This is a genomic window from Adhaeribacter aquaticus DSM 16391, from assembly GCF_000473365.1.
Taxonomy (GTDB): Bacteria; Bacteroidota; Bacteroidia; order Cytophagales; family Hymenobacteraceae; genus Adhaeribacter; species Adhaeribacter aquaticus.
On record NZ_KI421517.1, the window covers coordinates 1979418 to 1996750 of the forward strand.

The window sequence follows — 17333 nt, forward strand, 5'->3', positions numbered from 1 at the left end:
AATCAAATAGATTCACCTTGGACCTAAAACTTCTAAATCACTTCTTTTACTAATTCTTCATAAGACTTTTCAGATATAATTTCACCATTTTTTAATTCATAGATTTTATTACATTCTCTTAATGTAGTAATTCTATGAGCTATAATTAAAATAGTTATATCTGTTTCAGAAAGCTTATTAATTGCTTCATTTACTTCTTTTTCCGTTTCATTATCCAAAGCACTGGTTGCTTCATCAAGAATAATTAATTCGGTCTTTTTATATAAGGCACGGGCTATTCCAATTCGCTGCCTTTGCCCTCCTGATAACTTTGACCCTCTTTCTCCAATAAAGGTATCTACTCCATGCGGAAGGTCCTCCACAAATTGTTTTAGCGAAGCCTGCTCAACTGCATAATCAAGCCTACTGTAATCAACATTTAAATCACCTAAGGTTATATTATCTTTTATTGATGCCTCCATCAAAAAAGTATCCTGCTTCACGTAGCCTATGATTTTATGCCAAGCCTCTAAGTTAGTATCATCTAATCGAACACCATCAACAAAGACCGCACCTTGTTGTTCTGTATAAAAACGTAATAAAAGATTCATTAAGCTTGTTTTACCAGATCCGGAGGTTCCTACAAAGCCTATTCTTTCTCCTTTTGCAATGGAAATATTAATTTTATTTAAAGTAGGTCTCTTTGCTTTAGGGAATGTAAAAGACACATTATCTAATTTTATTTCTCTTGAAAATGAAAGACCTTTTTGAGGCGTAATATCAGCATTTCTTCTAAATTGAGAATATAACTTTAAGGTATCGATTGTGTATTGGTTTTTTTTTATATCAACTAAAGCAACTAATAAACGATTTACGGAAGGCATTAACCGATAAGCTGCAGCAGCAAATAACCCAACAATAGTAATTAATTCTTTAGGATCATCACTAAACAGTAAGGAGTACAAAAATATAGTTACAACCCCAAGAATTGCCACTAATTCTATTATTTTAAGAGGCAATAGAGAATATAAGTAAGACCTTGCCTCTAAATCTTGTAACTCCCGTTGATTTTCAATTATTTTTCTTTTAAAATCGTTTTGCTTACCAGCCAATTTTATTTCAACAAATCCTAAAAAGGAATCAGTACCTATACTATATGCTATTGGTTTTAATTCATTAATACGATTTCCAATTTGATGGGATTTATTTTTAATTGCTCGATAAGTAAGGTAAGTAGAAGGGGCTAAAACCAATCCTAGAATAAAAATTAAGATTGGTTTAAATAAAAATATTCCTATAACAATTACTACAACTATGATAACTTCAGAAAAAAATATAAACAAAGGCCGCATGATTCCGGCGGTAAAAGCATTTGGAATATTTAAAATTGCATTTAAAATATTAGAGGATCCAACATTACTAAACTCCCAAAAAGGCAAGCTTACATATTTATTATATTGATCCTGAACAATATTTACTATAACATCAGCAGTAAACCTAACTTGTTTATAATTAATCCAAGTAGTGAAAAGGTTTTTTAATAAAAAGAATAGAAAAATAGAAATAATTAAAAAAATCAAAAATGATTTCTCACTATTAAAATTTAAAACTATAAAAGCTTGATTTAGTATCTCATTTCGGAACACATAGCCTGGCTCAGAGGCAGCCATAATTACAGGTATCAAGGATGCTAAACCAAATACATCCAAAAGTGAAGAAATAAGCAAAAGAAAAAACATTAAAATTCCTTCTTTCTTTTGTGCACTGTTTAAATAAAAGCTAATACTTTTAAGAGATTCTACTAAAATTCCTGTATTCATAAAAAAGGTAAAATTTTTAAAGTCTTATGCTGCTCCGGATAGTTTTTAATTAACTAAATGGATATCATTCTATTTGTTATTTGATCTTATTCATGGCAAAAGTCAAAACTAGAGAATAAGTTTTCATATTTCAGCAATAGACTGTTTATAGAAATTACAATTTCCATTTTATTCCACAATATGTGGTTAAAGCTTCCTTAATCTATATCAGAAATGGATAGAAATTGTTAATAACGACTAATATATATAAATGCCTTAAGGGTATGAGATAAACCTCAAATCCTTTTAGTTGTTGTTAAAATTTCCTAATACGAAATTCTTCATTTTTATGACCATTAATTTTATTTAAATGTAAAATTAAAAATGTAAAGGTGTCATTATAAATAGATTTAATAACAACTTCAAATCAAATAGTAGTTGACTTTAAAATCCCATATCTAGTTTTGAAAGAATCCATTGATAGATTTACATACCCTACTTACCTCTTCCTCCATCATTCCTGGCCAAAGAGGCAAACTTAAACAAGTATCATCTATTTCTTCAATTAACGAAAAATCTACTTTTTCAAATTGTAAATTTAGAAAAGCAGTTTGCAAATGAGGAGGTACCGGATAATGAATAGCTGTTCCAATACCATGAAATAGTAAATAATGTTGAAGAGCGTCTCTCTTTTTGGATCTTATAACATAAAGATGAAAAACATGATTTGAATCCCCTGCAATTTTTGGCAAAATTAAATCGTCAAGATCTTGAAGGAAATAGTTGTACCAAGTGGCCATTTTTATTCTTCCTTCCGTCCACGATTCTAAATATGTTAATTTTACATTTAAAATTGCTGCCTGTATTTCATCAAGTCAGGAGTTCATCCCTATAACTTCATTTAAATATTTTTGCTCTGATCCATAATTCCGGTAGAGCCGAACCTTCTGGGTTAATTCATCACTGTTTGTGGTTATGGCACCGGCATCACCTAATGCGCCCAAATTCTTGGTTGGGTAAAAGCTAGTTGCATTTATATCTCCAAAACTTCCCGTTAATTGTCCCTTATACTTTGCTCCATGTGCCGGAGCATTATCTTCTACTACAAATAAATTATGCTTTTTTGCTATTGCTAAAATTGAGGTCATTTCACATGCTTGCCCATACATATGAACGGTTATAATGGCCTTTGTTCTTGTTGTTATTGCTTTTTCTAAAAGTAGAGGATTAAATTATAGATAATTATATTTGGCTCTAAAGGAACAATAGTAGCACCACAGAGGCTACGGCTAACTAGGTAGCAAGTAAGTATGAGCAGGCACAATAACTTCATCTCTTGGTCCTATTCCTAACACTTTTAAAGATACCTGTAATGCCCCTAAACCATTTGCAACACCTACACAATGTTTGACTTGGTTATAAGCATTAAAATTCTCTTCAAAATTTTTCAGATATTTTCCTAATACATACCAGTGAGAGTCATAAACTTCTTTCATTACCTCCAGCACTTGGTCCCAATTAAGTGTATGCTGGTAGTCAAAAGAATAAAATGGTACTGCTTTTATTAGTCTGCCCCATTCTTGATGTATGTAGTAATTAAGGATGATGAAACATAAATTATACCACGCAAATTATGGATTAATTATGAAGAAAGAATAATGTTATTAAATGATAAAGGTGTTACTCCCTAAAGATAAGGAACTACAGTAATAAAAAAACCGCAGTAAAAACTGCGGTTTTTTTATTAAAAATTTAAAGGCTCTTTTTCTGCCACCTCAATATTTTCTTTAAAATAATCAAGCGTTCGTCTGAGGCCTTCTTCTCGGGATACTTTAGGCTCCCAACCTAGTAATTCTTTGGCTTTTGTTATATCTGGCCGCCGTTTTTGTGGGTCATTTTCAGGTAGCGGCTGATAGCCTAATTTTAATGGGCTACCCGTTAGTTTACAAATCTCCTCGGCGAACTCTTTAATGGTTATTTCGGAAGGGTTTCCAATGTTAACTGGTAATGGATAATCACTTAAAAGCAACCGGTAGATTCCTTCAATTAGATCGTCTACATAACAGAAGGAACGGGTTTGTGATCCGTCACCAAAAATGGAAAGTTCTTCTCCTCGTAAAGCCTGACTTAAGAATGCCGGTAAAACCCGACCATCATTTAAGCGCATCCGAGGACCGTAGGTATTAAATATTCGAACAATTCGGGTTTCTAAACCATGGTGGTTATGATATGCCATGGTAATAGCTTCCTGAAACCTTTTTGCTTCATCATAACAACCTCGTGGACCTACCGGGTTTACATTACCCCAGTAATCTTCTACCTGCGGATGCACTTCCGGATCGCCATAAACTTCAGAGGTTGAAGCTATAAGCATACGAGCTCCTTTAGCCCGGGCTAAGCCCAGCAAATTATGAGTACCTAAAGAGCCCACTTTTAAGGTTTGAATAGGTATTTTTAAATAATCTATCGGGCTGGCCGGAGAAGCAAAATGTAATATATAATCAAGCTTACCTGGCACATGCACATATTTAGATACATCATGGTGGTAGTATTCAAAATTAGGCAGCTTAAATAAATGCTCAATATTTTTTAAATCGCCGGTTATTAAGTTATCCATGGCAATAACATGATAATCTTCTTTAATAAACCGATCGCAAAGATGGGACCCCAAAAATCCGGCACCACCTGTGATTAATACTCTTTTTCTCTCCATAAAACAGGATGATCTTATTTTTAGAATAGGTTACGCAATATCAATAGTAGAGTGGTGAGGTTTAACACCAATACCATAGTAGTTGAAGCCAGCTTCTTCCATTTCCTGCAGGTCATAGATGTTGCGGCCATCAAAGATGACTTTGTCTTTCATCAGCTTGCCTACCACCTTCAGGTTCGGGGAGCGGAACTCCGGCCACTCGGTAATGATCAGCAAAGCATCAGCATCAATCAACGCATCGTACTGATCTTTGGCAAATTCTATAGAATCTCCTAAAATATGCTGCGCTTCTTTTATGGCTACCGGATCATACGCTTTCACCTTACAACCTGCTGCCAGCAGCTTCTCGATGATCACCAGCGATGGCGCTTCCCGCATGTCATCAGTTTTAGGTTTAAAGGAAAGGCCCCACAAGGCAAAAGTCTTACCGGCTAATGCTCCTTCAAAGTGGCGGGTCACTTTGTTAAACAGCACCGACTTCTGGTTCTCATTTACCGACTCCACTGACTTTAAGATCTGCATCTCGTAGCCATTCTCCGCTGCTGTTTTAATCAACGCTTTTACATCTTTAGGGAAGCAGGAGCCGCCGTAGCCGATACCAGGGTAGATGAACTTGTTGCCAATCCTGGCATCCGAACCTATGCCTTTGCGCACCATGTTTACATCTGCGCCCATGATCTCACATAGATTAGCAATGTCATTCATGAAGCTGATCTTAGTTGCCAGCATGGAGTTAGCCGCATACTTGGTCATTTCTGCCGATGGAATGTCCATGAAGATGATGGGGTGGCCGTTCAACAGGAATGGCTTGTACACCTTCTGCATGATGTCTTCGGCTCTTTCGCTTTCCACGCCGATCACAATGCGGTCTGGCTTGAGGAAATCTTCTATGGCTGCTCCTTCTTTCAAAAACTCAGGATTAGAAGCCACATCAAACTCAAATGCACCTTCTCTTTTAGCTACTTCTTCTTCAATAGCCGCTCTTACTTTCTTAGCTGTTCCTACGGGTACGGTACTCTTGGTAACCACTACCATGTAGTTGTTCATGTGCTGGCCGATGCTGCGGGCTACGGCTAACACATACTTCAAGTCAGCACTGCCGTCTTCTCCCGGAGGAGTACCTACGGCAATAAAAGCAACATCCGCTCCTTGTATGCTTTCGGCTATGCTGGTAGAAAAGTTCAGTCGCCCTTTCTGGGTGTTGCGCAATACCATTTCTTCCAGTCCTGGTTCATAGATAGGTAAGATGCCCTTCCGTAGGTTCTCGATCTTCTTTACATCTATGTCTATACAGGTTACATCCATGCCTACTTCCGCTAAACATGTCCCCGTTACCAGGCCTACATAGCCCGTGCCTACTACTGCTATTCTCATTGCTAAAAGTTAATGTTTACAATTAAAACTTGCAACAATTATAAATAAACTAATTTAACAAGCCAAATATTAAAATATTATTTTGAAAATATACCTTATTTTGTAAATTTTACAATAACAATTAAAAAGTTTAACTCATCCACTTTTTCCACCAATACTGAAATACAATTAAGGCCCAGATGCGCGCATGAATATCTTCCGGGTTTTTAGAAAATAGTTTAGCCTTTAATTTTCGAATGCCATCTACACTAAAAATTCCCTGTGCTTCAATGAACTCATCCGAAAGTAAATCATCGGTAATCATAGGACGCAGTTCATTCTGAAACCATTTTAATAAAGGCACTTCAAAACCATGTTTAGGCCGTTTATATAATTCTTCGGGTAGCATGGACCGGAAAGCATCCTGCACAATCTTCTTTTTCATGCTATTATCTATTTTAGAAGATTGGGGCAATGAAAAAGCAAAATCAACTACTTTATAATCCAGAAAAGGGGTACGTACTTCTAAACTGTTGGCCATAGACATTAAATCGACCTTCACCAGCATATCATTCTGCAAAACCAATTGCATGTCGGTATAAAGCACTTCATTAATGTCCCCATCCTGGTGGATGTGCTCTAATATTTGCTTTTTCCGCTTCTTGTACATCCCCTTACCCACCATTTTTTTACTGCGCTTACACAAGATAGATTTAACTTCATCTTCGTCAGCGAAAGTAGCCCAATTATAATACCGGCTCTTGGCAGAAGCCGTCATGCCCTCGGCAAACCGTTGAAACTGGCGAATTTTATTTCCCAGGGGAGAGTTTCGGGACTTTGGCAACATTTCCCATAGCGGGCTTAAACCTGTGATGACTTCGGCGGCAAACCCTCCCTGCCTTACTTTAAAATCGCCCATATGCTTATTATAACCGGCAAATATTTCATCTGCACCATCGCCGGATAAAGCCACTGTAACTTTTTCCCGGGTTCGTTTACTTAAAATATAAACGGCAAGTGCCGACGAATCAGCAAAGGGTTCATCCGTATAATCTAAAACGTCAAACAAATGATCATATAAGTCCTGATTAGTTAAAGAGAATACGGTATGATTGGTTTTATATTTCTTAGCAACTAATTCGGCATAGTGCGTTTCATCAAAAAACGGCTCGTCTTTGTACCCAATTGAAAATGTATTTAGCTTATCGGTATGACGCGAAGCAAGCGCTACTACCACCGAAGAATCAATTCCCCCACTCAAGAAAGCACCTAAAGGCACATCCGAAATCATTCTACGCTGGGTGGCCTCGTCTAAAAGTTTTACCAGTTTTTCTTGCTGCTCCTGGTAAGTTAGCGGCTGGGTTTTTACTTTTCTTTTATCGTACGGAATTTTATACCAGGCTTTTTTATAAACCTTATTCTTCTTAATAAATAAGTAATGCCCGGGCTCTAATTTTTTTACACCTTTAAATATAGACGCAGGCCCCGGTATGTAATTAAATTGCAGGTATTGGTATAAAGAAGCATAATCCAGTTTACGGGCAATACCAAAAGCCAGCATAGCTTTCATTTCCGAAGCAAATAGTAGTTTATCTTCGTCTTTGTAAATTAGCAAAGGTTTTTCTCCGTACCGGTCCCTGGCTATAAATAAAGAATCTTCTTCCTTATCGTAAATAGCAAATGCAAAAAAGCCATTTAACCTTTTAATAAACCCCTTACCTTCCTGGATATATAACTTTAAAATAACTTCCGTATCGGTTCCGGAGAAAAAAGTATAGCCACTATCTTTAAGCCGCTTTTTAAGCTTAGGAAAATTGAATATCTCACCGTTAAAAACAATACTATACCGGCCAGATTCATCATACATGGGCTGTGCTCCATCGGCAGTTAAATCCAGAATAGATAAACGGCGATGCCCTAACCCACAATGGTCGTGAAAGAAATGGCCTTGCGAATCCGGACCACGGGAAGCTATAGCATCTGTAGAAGCCTTTAATTTATCGAGAAAATCGCGCCCGATATCGCTGAAAGCATAAACACCTGAAATTCCACACATAGAAGCAAAAATTACCTATAACCTAAGCTTAAACCAAACCCTTCTCCTTATTTAACCTTTGTTATTCAAGTTAAATTATACCCGACGAATAAAATTTTATAAGAAGTATTTTGGGATCTTTAGACTATAAGGCTAAAGAATTACACATTAAAATTTAATACTAAGAAAAAAGTAGTACAAAAGCCCTTTTGCAGACGCAAATATTATATTAAAGTTTCACTATCTGTTTTCCTTTTACTTAACATAACAAATCAATTTCATAACAAATCAAAATATTTTACCCGGATTTAAAATTCCTTTGGGATCAAAAACCTGCTTTATACCGCGCATAAGATTTATATGAATATCGGATAAGGCAATACCAATGAATGGTCGTTGCACGAAGCCTATTCCATGCTCGCCGGATATTGTGCCTCCCAATTTCACACATAACTCAAATATTTCGTGGATACCTTTGGGCACGGTGTTCTGCCAATCAAAATCACTCATATCTCCTTTTATGACATTTACATGCAGGTTTCCATCACCGGCATGGCCCAAGCACACGGTTTTAAAGTTATACCGGTTACCAATTTCTTTAACTCCCTTTAACAAAGCCGGTAATTCCGCCCGGGGCACTACGGTATCTTCATCCTTACAAACCGTACTTGCCCGGAGCGCATTACCAATGTTACGCCTTATTTTCCACAGCTCGTTTTTTTGAGCTTCCGAATCAGCCAATAAGACCTCGCCTATATTAAACTGGCCTACAACTTCATAAACATGTTCTGCCTCCTGGTATAGCCTTTCCAGATTATTTCCATCTAATTCAATCAGCAAATGCGCCTGAATATCATCCGGTACCACCATTGAAATTTTTAAATAATTAGCTGACCATAAAATAGCTTCCCGCTCCATAAATTCTAACCCGGAAGGAACAATACCTGCCATCATAATTTTTGAAACCGCGGCACAAGCTTCTTCTTCCTTTCTGAAAGGTACTAGCAGCACAATAGTATGGGCCGGAAAAGGAATAAGCCGGAAAACAATTTTAGTTATGATACCTAAAGTACCCTCGCTACCAATCATTAATTGTGTTAGGTTATAGCCGGTGGCATTCTTCAGCACATTTGCGCCCGTCCAGATAATTTCACCGGAAGGCAACACAACTTGTATGTTTAAAACATAATCTTTAGTAACGCCATATTTAACCGCTTTTGGGCCGCCGGCCGATAAACTTAGATTTCCGCCCAGGAAACAACTACCCTTGCTGGCCGGATCAGGGGGGTAAAACAAGCCCCGCTCTTTTACCGCTTCCTGAAATACCTGGTTTATAACTCCTGGCTCCACGGTAGACTGAAAATTACGCTCATCTATCTCAATTATCTTATTCAACCGCTCGGTAGAAATAATGACGCCCTGATGCACCGGTAAAGCTCCACCACTTAAACCTGTACCGGCCCCACGAGGTGTAACAGCAATCTGATGCTCATTACATATTTTCATTATCTGACTTATTTCATCAGCCGATCCTGGTTTTAACACTATTTCAGGATAAAAAACCAAGTCCTCTGTCTGATCCTGACAATATTGCTGAAATTCTTCTTTTTCTGCATTTATTATATATTGTTCCTCCAGAATAGATTTGAATTGTGCTAAAACATTAGGGCTTACGGCATTATAAGTCATGCTTTTAAATTTAGGCTTATAGGCAAATTTAGGTCAATTATCTAAAAATGAAGTTATTTCCTTACTAAATCAATTTAAATTTATATCATCATGATAATCAAAATGTTAATAATTTAATTTCACTTAGTTCTTGAAGTTATTTTTTTGATTAAAACTTTAATTTAATTTTACCTAGCTCAAAGAAAAGGAAATTATGAATTGGCTGAAGCTACTTTCCAGACTACCAATAGTTATGCTAGGTATGGCTTTATTCCTGGCTACTGCTTGTAACAAAACAAATACTGTATTTAAATCTACTACCGGAACCACGTTCACCGACGCTGAGCAGCGGCAACTTGAGCAGGAATACAAAGAACGCGAGCGCCTTTATATTAAAGGAGAACGCAAGGGCAGCTGGTTGGAGCGTTTATTTAACCCGAGAAAAAGAGACCCCAAACGCAGAGCCAATAAAAATATAGATAAAGTAATTCGTACGGCCCGCTCCTACCGGGGCACCCCATACAAATATGGCGGCACCACCCGCTTGGGCATGGACTGTTCTGGTTTGCTTTGCACCTCCTTTAAAACCATAAATGTAAATTTGCCACGCTCATCTAACGAACAAAGCCGGTTTGGCCGGGATGTACGGGTAAAAGATCTACAACCCGGTGATTTAGTTTTCTTTAGTGCCTCAAAAAACTCCCGCCAAATTTCCCATGTTGGCATGGTTACAGATATAAAAGGCAAAAACGAGGTGTTTTTTATTCATTCTTCCTCCACTTTAGGGGTAATAGAAGACAACTTGTATGCCCGTCATTATCAGAGTATTTTCCTTAAAGCTGTTCGTCCGAATATCTAATTTTTCCGTAAGCAACTCATAATTAATACAAAACAGAATATAGCTTCTGTTTTCTGCAAAACTGATGATTATATAAATTTATATATAAACCCTATTACGTTAAAAAAATTTACACAAACTTAACACATAGCTAAAAAAATAATAATTTTCGTACGTACCTTTGACTAAATATTTAACTTTCAATTTAAATAAAACCTATTATGAAGAAGTATTTACTCAGTACGCTTCTTGTTTTATTTTGCGCAGCTGGTTTGTTTGCTCAGGTAACAACAAGTAGTATTACCGGTTCGGTCAGGGATGCAAGTGGAGAGGCTCTTATTGGTGCCACTGTAAAAGCAACTCACCAACCTTCCGGTTCTGTTTATGGTTCTACAACAAACACCAGAGGCCAGTTTAGTATACCTAACACCAGAATTGGTGGCCCTTATGCCATTGAAGTAAGTTACATTGGTTACCAAACCAGAACCTTCAATAACATCACCTTACAATTAGGCCGACCATATAACTTAGATGCTACTTTATCTGAATCTGGAAACCAGTTACAAGAAGTAGTTGTAAATGCTGACCGTTCTGCAGTATTTAACTCTACCAAAACAGGTGCTGCAACCAACGTTAGCATCGAACAAATACAAAACTTACCTACCGTTACCAGAAGTTTAGAAGATTTTACCCGCCTTACGCCACAGGCAAACGGCTTGGGCTTTGGTGGACGCGATGCCCGTTACAACAACTTACAGATAGATGGAGCCAATTTTAACAATGCTTTTGGTACCAGTTCTGGCGATTTATTACCAGGTGGTAACAACCGTCCAGTTTCCATTGATGCAATTGAAGAACTTCAGGTAAACATTGCTCCCTACGATGTTCGTCAATCAGGCTTTACTGGTGCAGGTATCAATGCGGTAACCCGTAGCGGCACAAACACCTTTACTGGTTCAGCCTACACATTCTATCGTAACCAAGACTTAAGAGGTACTAATGTAGCTGGCCGGGAATTACCTACTCAGCCAGATAATAAAACCTTAACCTATGGTGCCCGCGTTGGAGGCCCGATTATCAAAAATAAATTATTCTTCTTTGGTAACTTCGAGCGTGAAAATGAAACTTTCCCGGGTGTAACCTGGATTGCTAACCGTCCGGGTGCTACTGGTAACGTTTCCAGAACTACTGCCACCGACTTAGAAAGAGTACGTCAGCACCTAATTAATACCTATGATTACGATCCGGGTGCTTATGAGAATTACGCTAATCAGTTCCAAAATTTAACCACCAGATTTTTAGTACGCTTAGACTGGAACATTAATAATCGCAATAAATTTACTGTACGCTATAACCAATCAGAAGGAACCAGTGACCAGACAGTAAATGGTAACTCAGCACCAAACCCGCGTGCTAATTCTTCCCGTATTGGCCCTAACGCGCTTACTTATGCTAATTCTAACTTCCAATTCCTGAACAAGGTACGGTCGTTAACTGGTGAATTAAACAGTACGATAAACCAGAAATTATCTAACCAGTTTTTAGCTACCTACAGCTTTAACCAGGCAACCCGTCAGACACCAGGCAGAAGATTCCCTTTTGTTGATATCTGGCAAGCCGGCGATCAGTACATCAGTTTTGGTACAGAGCTTTTCTCAGGAGCCAATGACTTAATTAACAACAACTATTCCTTTATAGATAACCTTACTTATTTAGCTGGCAAACATACCATAACAGGTGGTATTAGCTACGAAATCATTAAGTATGGTAACTTATTCTTGCGGAATGCTACTTCTTATTACCGCTACCCATCTGTTGATGCTTTCATTAATAATGCTCAGCCAACTTCTTTTGGTCTTTCTTATGCTTATCCGGGCCAGGACCCATACACCCGGGTTAACTTTGGTTTAGCTGGTCTTTATGTTCAGGATAAATATGCAGTTAATAATCGGTTAGACTTAACGATTGGCGTACGTGGTGAATTACCAATTTACCTGAATGACATTGAAGCAAACCCGCGGATAGATCAATTACAATTATTAGATCAGAATGGCAACCCAACTACTTATACAAGTGGTGAGTGGCCTAAATCAAGAGTAATACTTTCTCCCCGTATTGGTTTTAATTACGATGTGTTTGAAGATGGTGGTTTAAAACTACGTGGTGGAACCGGTATTTTTGCCGGTCGGGTACCATTTGTGTACTTCACCAACATGCCAGGTGCTAACGGTTTAATTTCAAATACCTTAGATCCAGTTCAATCTAGTGCCCTTTCAGGTATCCGATTTAATCCTGATCCATTGCATTGGTACGAAAATGGCCCATCTAATGTATTCTTAAGATCGCCAACTGCCGGTACACCACAAACCATTGCTTTAGTATCTCGTGATTTCAGAATGCCACAAATCTGGAGAAGCAGCTTTGGCGTTGATTATGCCATTCCAGGTACTCCTTTAATAGCTACTTCTGACATCTTGTACACCAAAGATATTCGTTCTGTGTACCAGTATAACGCTAACAGAAAACCGGCTACCATGCAAATGAGCTACTCTGGTGATAACCGTGATTTCTGGGGTGGTAGTGCAAACGCTCGTTACACCAATGCCACAGGTAACATTGCAACGGTAATGGCAAACTCTACCAAAGGTTATTCTTTGTCTGCTACCGGTGGTCTTACTTTACCTAACAGAAACGGTTTCTTTGGTTCTGTTTACTATACTTATACAGCAGCTAAAGATATTACAGGTAACCCAGGTTCAACTGCTGCTTCTGTTTGGTCTAACAATTACTCTATTAATGATCCAAACGAACAATTACTTGGCTTTTCTCAGTTTGGTGTTCCTCACCGTGTAATAGGTAACATTTCTTACAGAAAAGAATATTTAAAACACTTAGGTACTACGGTTTCTTTATTCTATGACGGTTCACACCAAGGTCGTTTCTCTTATACAACCAACGGTGACCTGAATCAGGATGGTGTTAGCTTAGACTTATTATACATTCCTAACAGTGCTGAAGAGTTTAACTTTGCAAACAGAACTGTTAATGGAATAGTTTTCACTGCTCAGCAACAACGCGAAGCTTTCCAACAATTCATTAACAATAGCAAAGCTTTAAGAGATAGCCGTGGTGGATATGTTGATAGAAACAACGGATTATTACCTTGGTTAAACCGTTTTGACTTCAGATTATTACAAGATGTATTTACTAATATTGGTCAGCGTCGGAATACGTTACAATTTAGTTTCGATGTTCAGAACGTGGGAAACTTCTTGAATAATAACTGGGGTATTTCTCAACAATTAAATGGTGGTTCTAACTTTAACTACGCTTTATTAAACGTAGCTAGTGTAACGCCTCAGGGTGTACCTACCTTTAACATGATTACTGTTCTGGATGAGAATAACCAAACCGTACTTCCTACCACTCCTTTCCGTAACACCTTTAGCACTGTTACAACCTGGAGAATGCAAGTAGGTTTACGTTACAGTTTCTAATAACCAGATAATAAATACCTTAAAGAAAAGGCTTCGCAAATGTGGAGCCTTTTCTTTTTATAGCTTAAATATTTTTTAATTATTCTGCTGGAATTTTAAAAATAACTATTAGTTTTGCATCACTTTAGCAAACGGGGGATTAGCTCAGCTGGCTAGAGCGCTTGCATGGCATGCAAGAGGTCATCGGTTCGACTCCGATATTCTCCACTTAATTAGAAAGCACTTATGAGGTAAAACTGGTAAGTGCTTTTTTTTGGGTCACACAGAAGTACACACAACTACCTGTATTTAGCTAAGTAATCCGGAACAAACGGACCTCTTTTATCTTCCTTTCCTGATTGAGAATTAAACCAAGTCCATTCCTTTTTACCAATTCTTAGGCCTAGGTCTCCTGATGGTTTTGTCTCCCTTTTAAATTGGCCCGTATCTTCATTTAAATAGCCTCTATAGATTGCAAAAGCTACAGAATCCTGTTCAACCCAGGCAATATGGTTTAATGCATATTCCTCAGCTTCATTCCCCCAGCCGTCCCCTCTACTGTATAAGGTAACTATCTTAACTGTTAGATCTGCTTTCAAAATGTGCAGCTCAAATTCTATTAATGCTTGTTTGTATTCAGGTTCTGGTAGTGGGCTAGGGGTTTCAATACCTAAATAGGTTCCGATCCAAGGGCGTTTTACTTCTGGCTCAGGTTTCAGGTCTAAAGACTTTACAGGGTTTATAAAATGGATTTTTGGAGTTGATGGATTGCAAGGTTTCATATCCTTATTTTTTATTAGTAAAAACTGGATAGAATTTTTTTTCGTCTTTTTCGGAAATATTGGAAGAGCCTTGATAAACATATTTCCATTGATCCTCACTTATTCGCATTGCTACCTGAGAAGGCCTGGTTTCATCTCCAGGATAAACAGCAAATCCTACAGCTTCCTGATAATCTTCAAACCCTAATTGCCTTAAGCAAACCCCGGCCAATTCTCTGCTCCCACAACCTTCTAAAGCTACCAGTTTATAGATACGCACTGATAGATACCTCCTTAAAATATGTATTTCAAGCTTAAATCTTTCAGCAAGGCACTAATCTTTGAATTCTGGCTCAGGAACATTAAAATAATTCCCCACCCAAGGCCTTTTATTAGCTGGGGTTACTGATGCTTTATTTAATACCTTTTCCATAATCTTTATTTAAGGGATAATTGATTACGATTTAACTGGAACAAAGTTAACAGCCTCGTTAACAATAAGCAAGTATATAATATATAATTTTAACACGTGTGTTAACTTTCATATATTTGAGCATGGATAAACTACAAATAGCCATGAAAGTAAAAGAAGCCAGATTACGGGCAGGATTAACCCAAACTCAGTTAGGAGAAAAGATAGGGACCAAGAAAGAAGGTGTTTCTAGGATTGAATCAGGTAAGCACGAAATAGAAATTTCTACCCTTAAAAAGATAGCTGAGGCCCTGGACTGTGATTTAAGAATAGAGCTGGAGCCTAAATAAAAAGAACAGCGTAATTATGGACTTTGAAATATATTCTGAGATTGTACCTCAAATACCTAAACTTTATCATTATACCTCTCAAGCAGGGCTCTTAGGGATTGTAAAATACAAAAAATTGTGGTTTACCAATATTCATTATATGAATGATTCAAGTGAATATACTTGTTCTTTAGAATTGATAGAAGCTGCTTTAAAAAAATATTATAACCTAGGAGAAGAGTTTTATAAACTTTTTCCAGATGGAAAAGAATCAGAGCCGATTTTTTCATTTTCTCTCTCGGAGGCAGGAGATTTATTAAGCCAATGGAGGGGTTATTGCCCAAATGGAGGCTATTCTATTGCCCTATTTGATCAATATAACCTAAACCAAATAAACTCCATGATGAAGGAATGCCATTTATACATTGGCAAATGTTTATATAAGCCAGAACAAATTGAAGATTTTGTAATGAATAAAATTGTTCAATCTACACCTGAGGAGGTGGCAAATTCAATTAAAAGGTTTAGCCAGGAAAATGATACATATAACTTAAAACAAAGCTTATATGAAACCATACTTGACAACATTGTAAAGTATGCTCCATTGATTAAAAATGAAGCATTTGAGGGGGAGCAAGAATGGCGAATTGTAGCTAATCATGCAGAACCTAGAAAATTACCAAGAAGATTTATAAAAAACATAGAAGCAGTAGCTTCAACAACTTCAATAACTTTGTCCTGGACAAATGCTGAAGAATATATTCCTTTTGAAGCAGTTAAAGAAAGTTTAAAGTTTAGAGAAGGCAAGAGTTTTTTAATTCCCTATCTTGAGATTCCTCTAGCCCAAGGGGATTATTCTATAAATATTTCTGAAATTATTATTGGACCTACTCCTCATAAGGAACTTTCCAGAGACGCCTGTGGGCTTTTATTAAATATTGACTTGAATAATATAATACCTTCTAAAATCCCTTACCGAACCTGGTAAATCTAAGCCTCTCCTAACCAAGAGGCTTTTTTATTTCCCGTTCCAGTACTTTCTTCGCAATTCCCAAATGTCCTTCCGCATTGGCATGGATCTGTTCTATGCTCCGCAAGTGTGAATTAATGAAATCTATACTGTTTTTAAATTGGAAGTGGTCGATTAAATCTAGCTTCAAAACATCGAGTAATTGCTGCTTAATCTCCTCCAGCTTTTCTTTTATTTCATGCTGGTTGCTCTCTCTTTAAGCAGTATCAACTTTGACTTCCAAACCTTTTTCAGTGTTATCCGGTATTCCAGAAAATAAGTTATAACCAATAGCTTTTTCAATAGAATCATTAAACTAACTTTAAAATCAATGAAGAAATTAGGTTTTTTACTTTTAAATTTATTTTCAATAAGTGTGTTTACGATCCATTTAGCATCTGCTCAAAAAGTAGAGTTTGGACTTAAAGGGGGTCTTAATCGGACAAGCATTAACGACGAGCAAATGGTACAAGATAGTGAAGCCAAACCCCGGATGGGATTCCACATAGGAGGTTTAGCACATATTCACTTGAACGATACCTGGGCAGTTCAGCCAGAAGTAATGTATTCCAAAGAGGGAGCTGAATATACATCACCAATTTACACGGGCAAGACTGATTTAAATTATATAAATGTGCCTGTTTTGCTTCAGTATATGGTTGGGACGGGTCTTAGAATCCAAACAGGTCCGCAGGTTGGCTATCTTACCAGTGCTAAATATGAGCAGACAAATAATGTTGAAACCAAGAAAAATGATATCCAAAACGGTAATGCTGCCTGGGTCTTTGGACTTGGATATTTAACTAAATCTGGATTTGGTATTGATGGTCGTTTTAATTTAGGATTATCAGATATTTATAAAGATGGTGTTTATCCTGGGAAGGCCGCACGTACCCGTGCAGGACAATTGGGAATTTTCTATCAATTCAAATAAATAACATTTTTCTTTTTAGTATAGGGA

Annotated in this window: 13 protein-coding genes, 1 tRNA gene and 1 pseudogene; 6 read left to right on the forward strand and 9 right to left on the reverse strand. The window is 37.3% G+C overall.

The features are described 5' to 3' along the window. Positions 1-32 precede the first annotated feature (32 nt). The 7 genes and pseudogenes from ADHAQ_RS0110815 to ADHAQ_RS0110850 form a co-directional block, all read right to left on the reverse strand. Positions 33-1799 (reverse strand): ABC transporter ATP-binding protein, encoded by a 1767-nt coding sequence (locus tag ADHAQ_RS0110815; RefSeq protein ID WP_026462948.1) that lies wholly within the window; start codon positions 1797-1799, stop codon positions 33-35. Positions 1800-2236: 437 nt separating this feature from the next. Then, on the reverse strand, positions 2237-2644 hold the full coding sequence (locus ADHAQ_RS28665) for a DegT/DnrJ/EryC1/StrS family aminotransferase (RefSeq protein ID WP_281172387.1): 408 nt from the start codon (positions 2642-2644) through the stop codon (positions 2237-2239). 9 nt (positions 2645-2653) lie between these two features. Next, a pseudogene (locus tag ADHAQ_RS28670) lies at positions 2654-3274 on the reverse strand (DegT/DnrJ/EryC1/StrS family aminotransferase). Positions 3275-3522: 248 nt separating this feature from the next. Continuing rightward, complete coding sequence (locus ADHAQ_RS0110835; protein WP_026462952.1) at positions 3523-4491, reverse strand: UDP-glucuronic acid decarboxylase family protein; 969 nt, start codon at positions 4489-4491, stop codon at positions 3523-3525. A gap of 30 nt (positions 4492-4521) precedes the next feature. After that, entirely contained in the window at positions 4522-5865 is a 1344-nt protein-coding gene (locus tag ADHAQ_RS0110840; RefSeq protein ID WP_026462953.1) for a UDP-glucose dehydrogenase family protein, read from the reverse strand. Between the two features lie 130 nt (positions 5866-5995). Next, entirely contained in the window at positions 5996-7900 is a 1905-nt protein-coding gene (gene asnB / locus ADHAQ_RS0110845) for an asparagine synthase (glutamine-hydrolyzing) (RefSeq protein WP_026462954.1), read from the reverse strand. Between the two features lie 267 nt (positions 7901-8167). Continuing rightward, complete coding sequence (locus tag ADHAQ_RS0110850) at positions 8168-9568, reverse strand: FAD-binding oxidoreductase (RefSeq protein ID WP_026462955.1); 1401 nt, start codon at positions 9566-9568, stop codon at positions 8168-8170. Positions 9569-9761: 193 nt separating this feature from the next. Between ADHAQ_RS0110850 and ADHAQ_RS0110855 the strand changes: the two genes are divergently transcribed. The 3 genes from ADHAQ_RS0110855 to ADHAQ_RS0110865 all read left to right on the forward strand — a co-directional run bounded on the left by ADHAQ_RS0110855 (position 9762) and on the right by ADHAQ_RS0110865 (position 14089). Then, the gene (locus tag ADHAQ_RS0110855; RefSeq protein WP_245590600.1) at positions 9762-10406 is read left to right on the forward strand and encodes a C40 family peptidase; all 645 of its coding nucleotides are present in this window, start codon (positions 9762-9764) and stop codon (positions 10404-10406) included. A gap of 200 nt (positions 10407-10606) precedes the next feature. Continuing rightward, positions 10607-13882: a TonB-dependent receptor gene (locus ADHAQ_RS0110860; protein ID WP_026462957.1), complete on the forward strand. Its 3276-nt coding sequence runs from the start codon at positions 10607-10609 to the stop codon at positions 13880-13882. A gap of 133 nt (positions 13883-14015) precedes the next feature. Further along, positions 14016-14089 (forward strand) — tRNA-Ala (locus ADHAQ_RS0110865). A gap of 71 nt (positions 14090-14160) precedes the next feature. Here ADHAQ_RS0110865 and ADHAQ_RS0110870 read toward each other — a convergent pair. Next, entirely contained in the window at positions 14161-14724 is a 564-nt protein-coding gene (locus ADHAQ_RS0110870) for a hypothetical protein (protein WP_157433394.1), read from the reverse strand. A gap of 453 nt (positions 14725-15177) precedes the next feature. Here ADHAQ_RS0110870 and ADHAQ_RS0110885 point away from each other — a divergent pair, with 453 nt between their 5' ends. Beyond that, complete coding sequence (locus ADHAQ_RS0110885) at positions 15178-15384, forward strand: helix-turn-helix domain-containing protein (protein ID WP_051359850.1); 207 nt, start codon at positions 15178-15180, stop codon at positions 15382-15384. Between the two features lie 16 nt (positions 15385-15400). Then, positions 15401-16351 (forward strand): DUF2971 domain-containing protein, encoded by a 951-nt coding sequence (locus ADHAQ_RS0110890; protein ID WP_026462961.1) that lies wholly within the window; start codon positions 15401-15403, stop codon positions 16349-16351. A 13-nt stretch (positions 16352-16364) separates the two neighbouring features. Here ADHAQ_RS0110890 and ADHAQ_RS28090 read toward each other — a convergent pair whose 3' ends face one another. After that, positions 16365-16523, reverse strand: coding sequence for a hypothetical protein (locus ADHAQ_RS28090; protein ID WP_157433395.1), 159 nt, complete (start codon positions 16521-16523; stop codon positions 16365-16367). 180 nt (positions 16524-16703) lie between these two features. On the opposite strand from ADHAQ_RS28090, the gene ADHAQ_RS0110900 reads away from it, so the two are divergent. Beyond that, positions 16704-17306, forward strand: coding sequence for a porin family protein (locus tag ADHAQ_RS0110900; protein WP_026462962.1), 603 nt, complete (start codon positions 16704-16706; stop codon positions 17304-17306). Positions 17307-17333 lie beyond the last annotated feature (27 nt).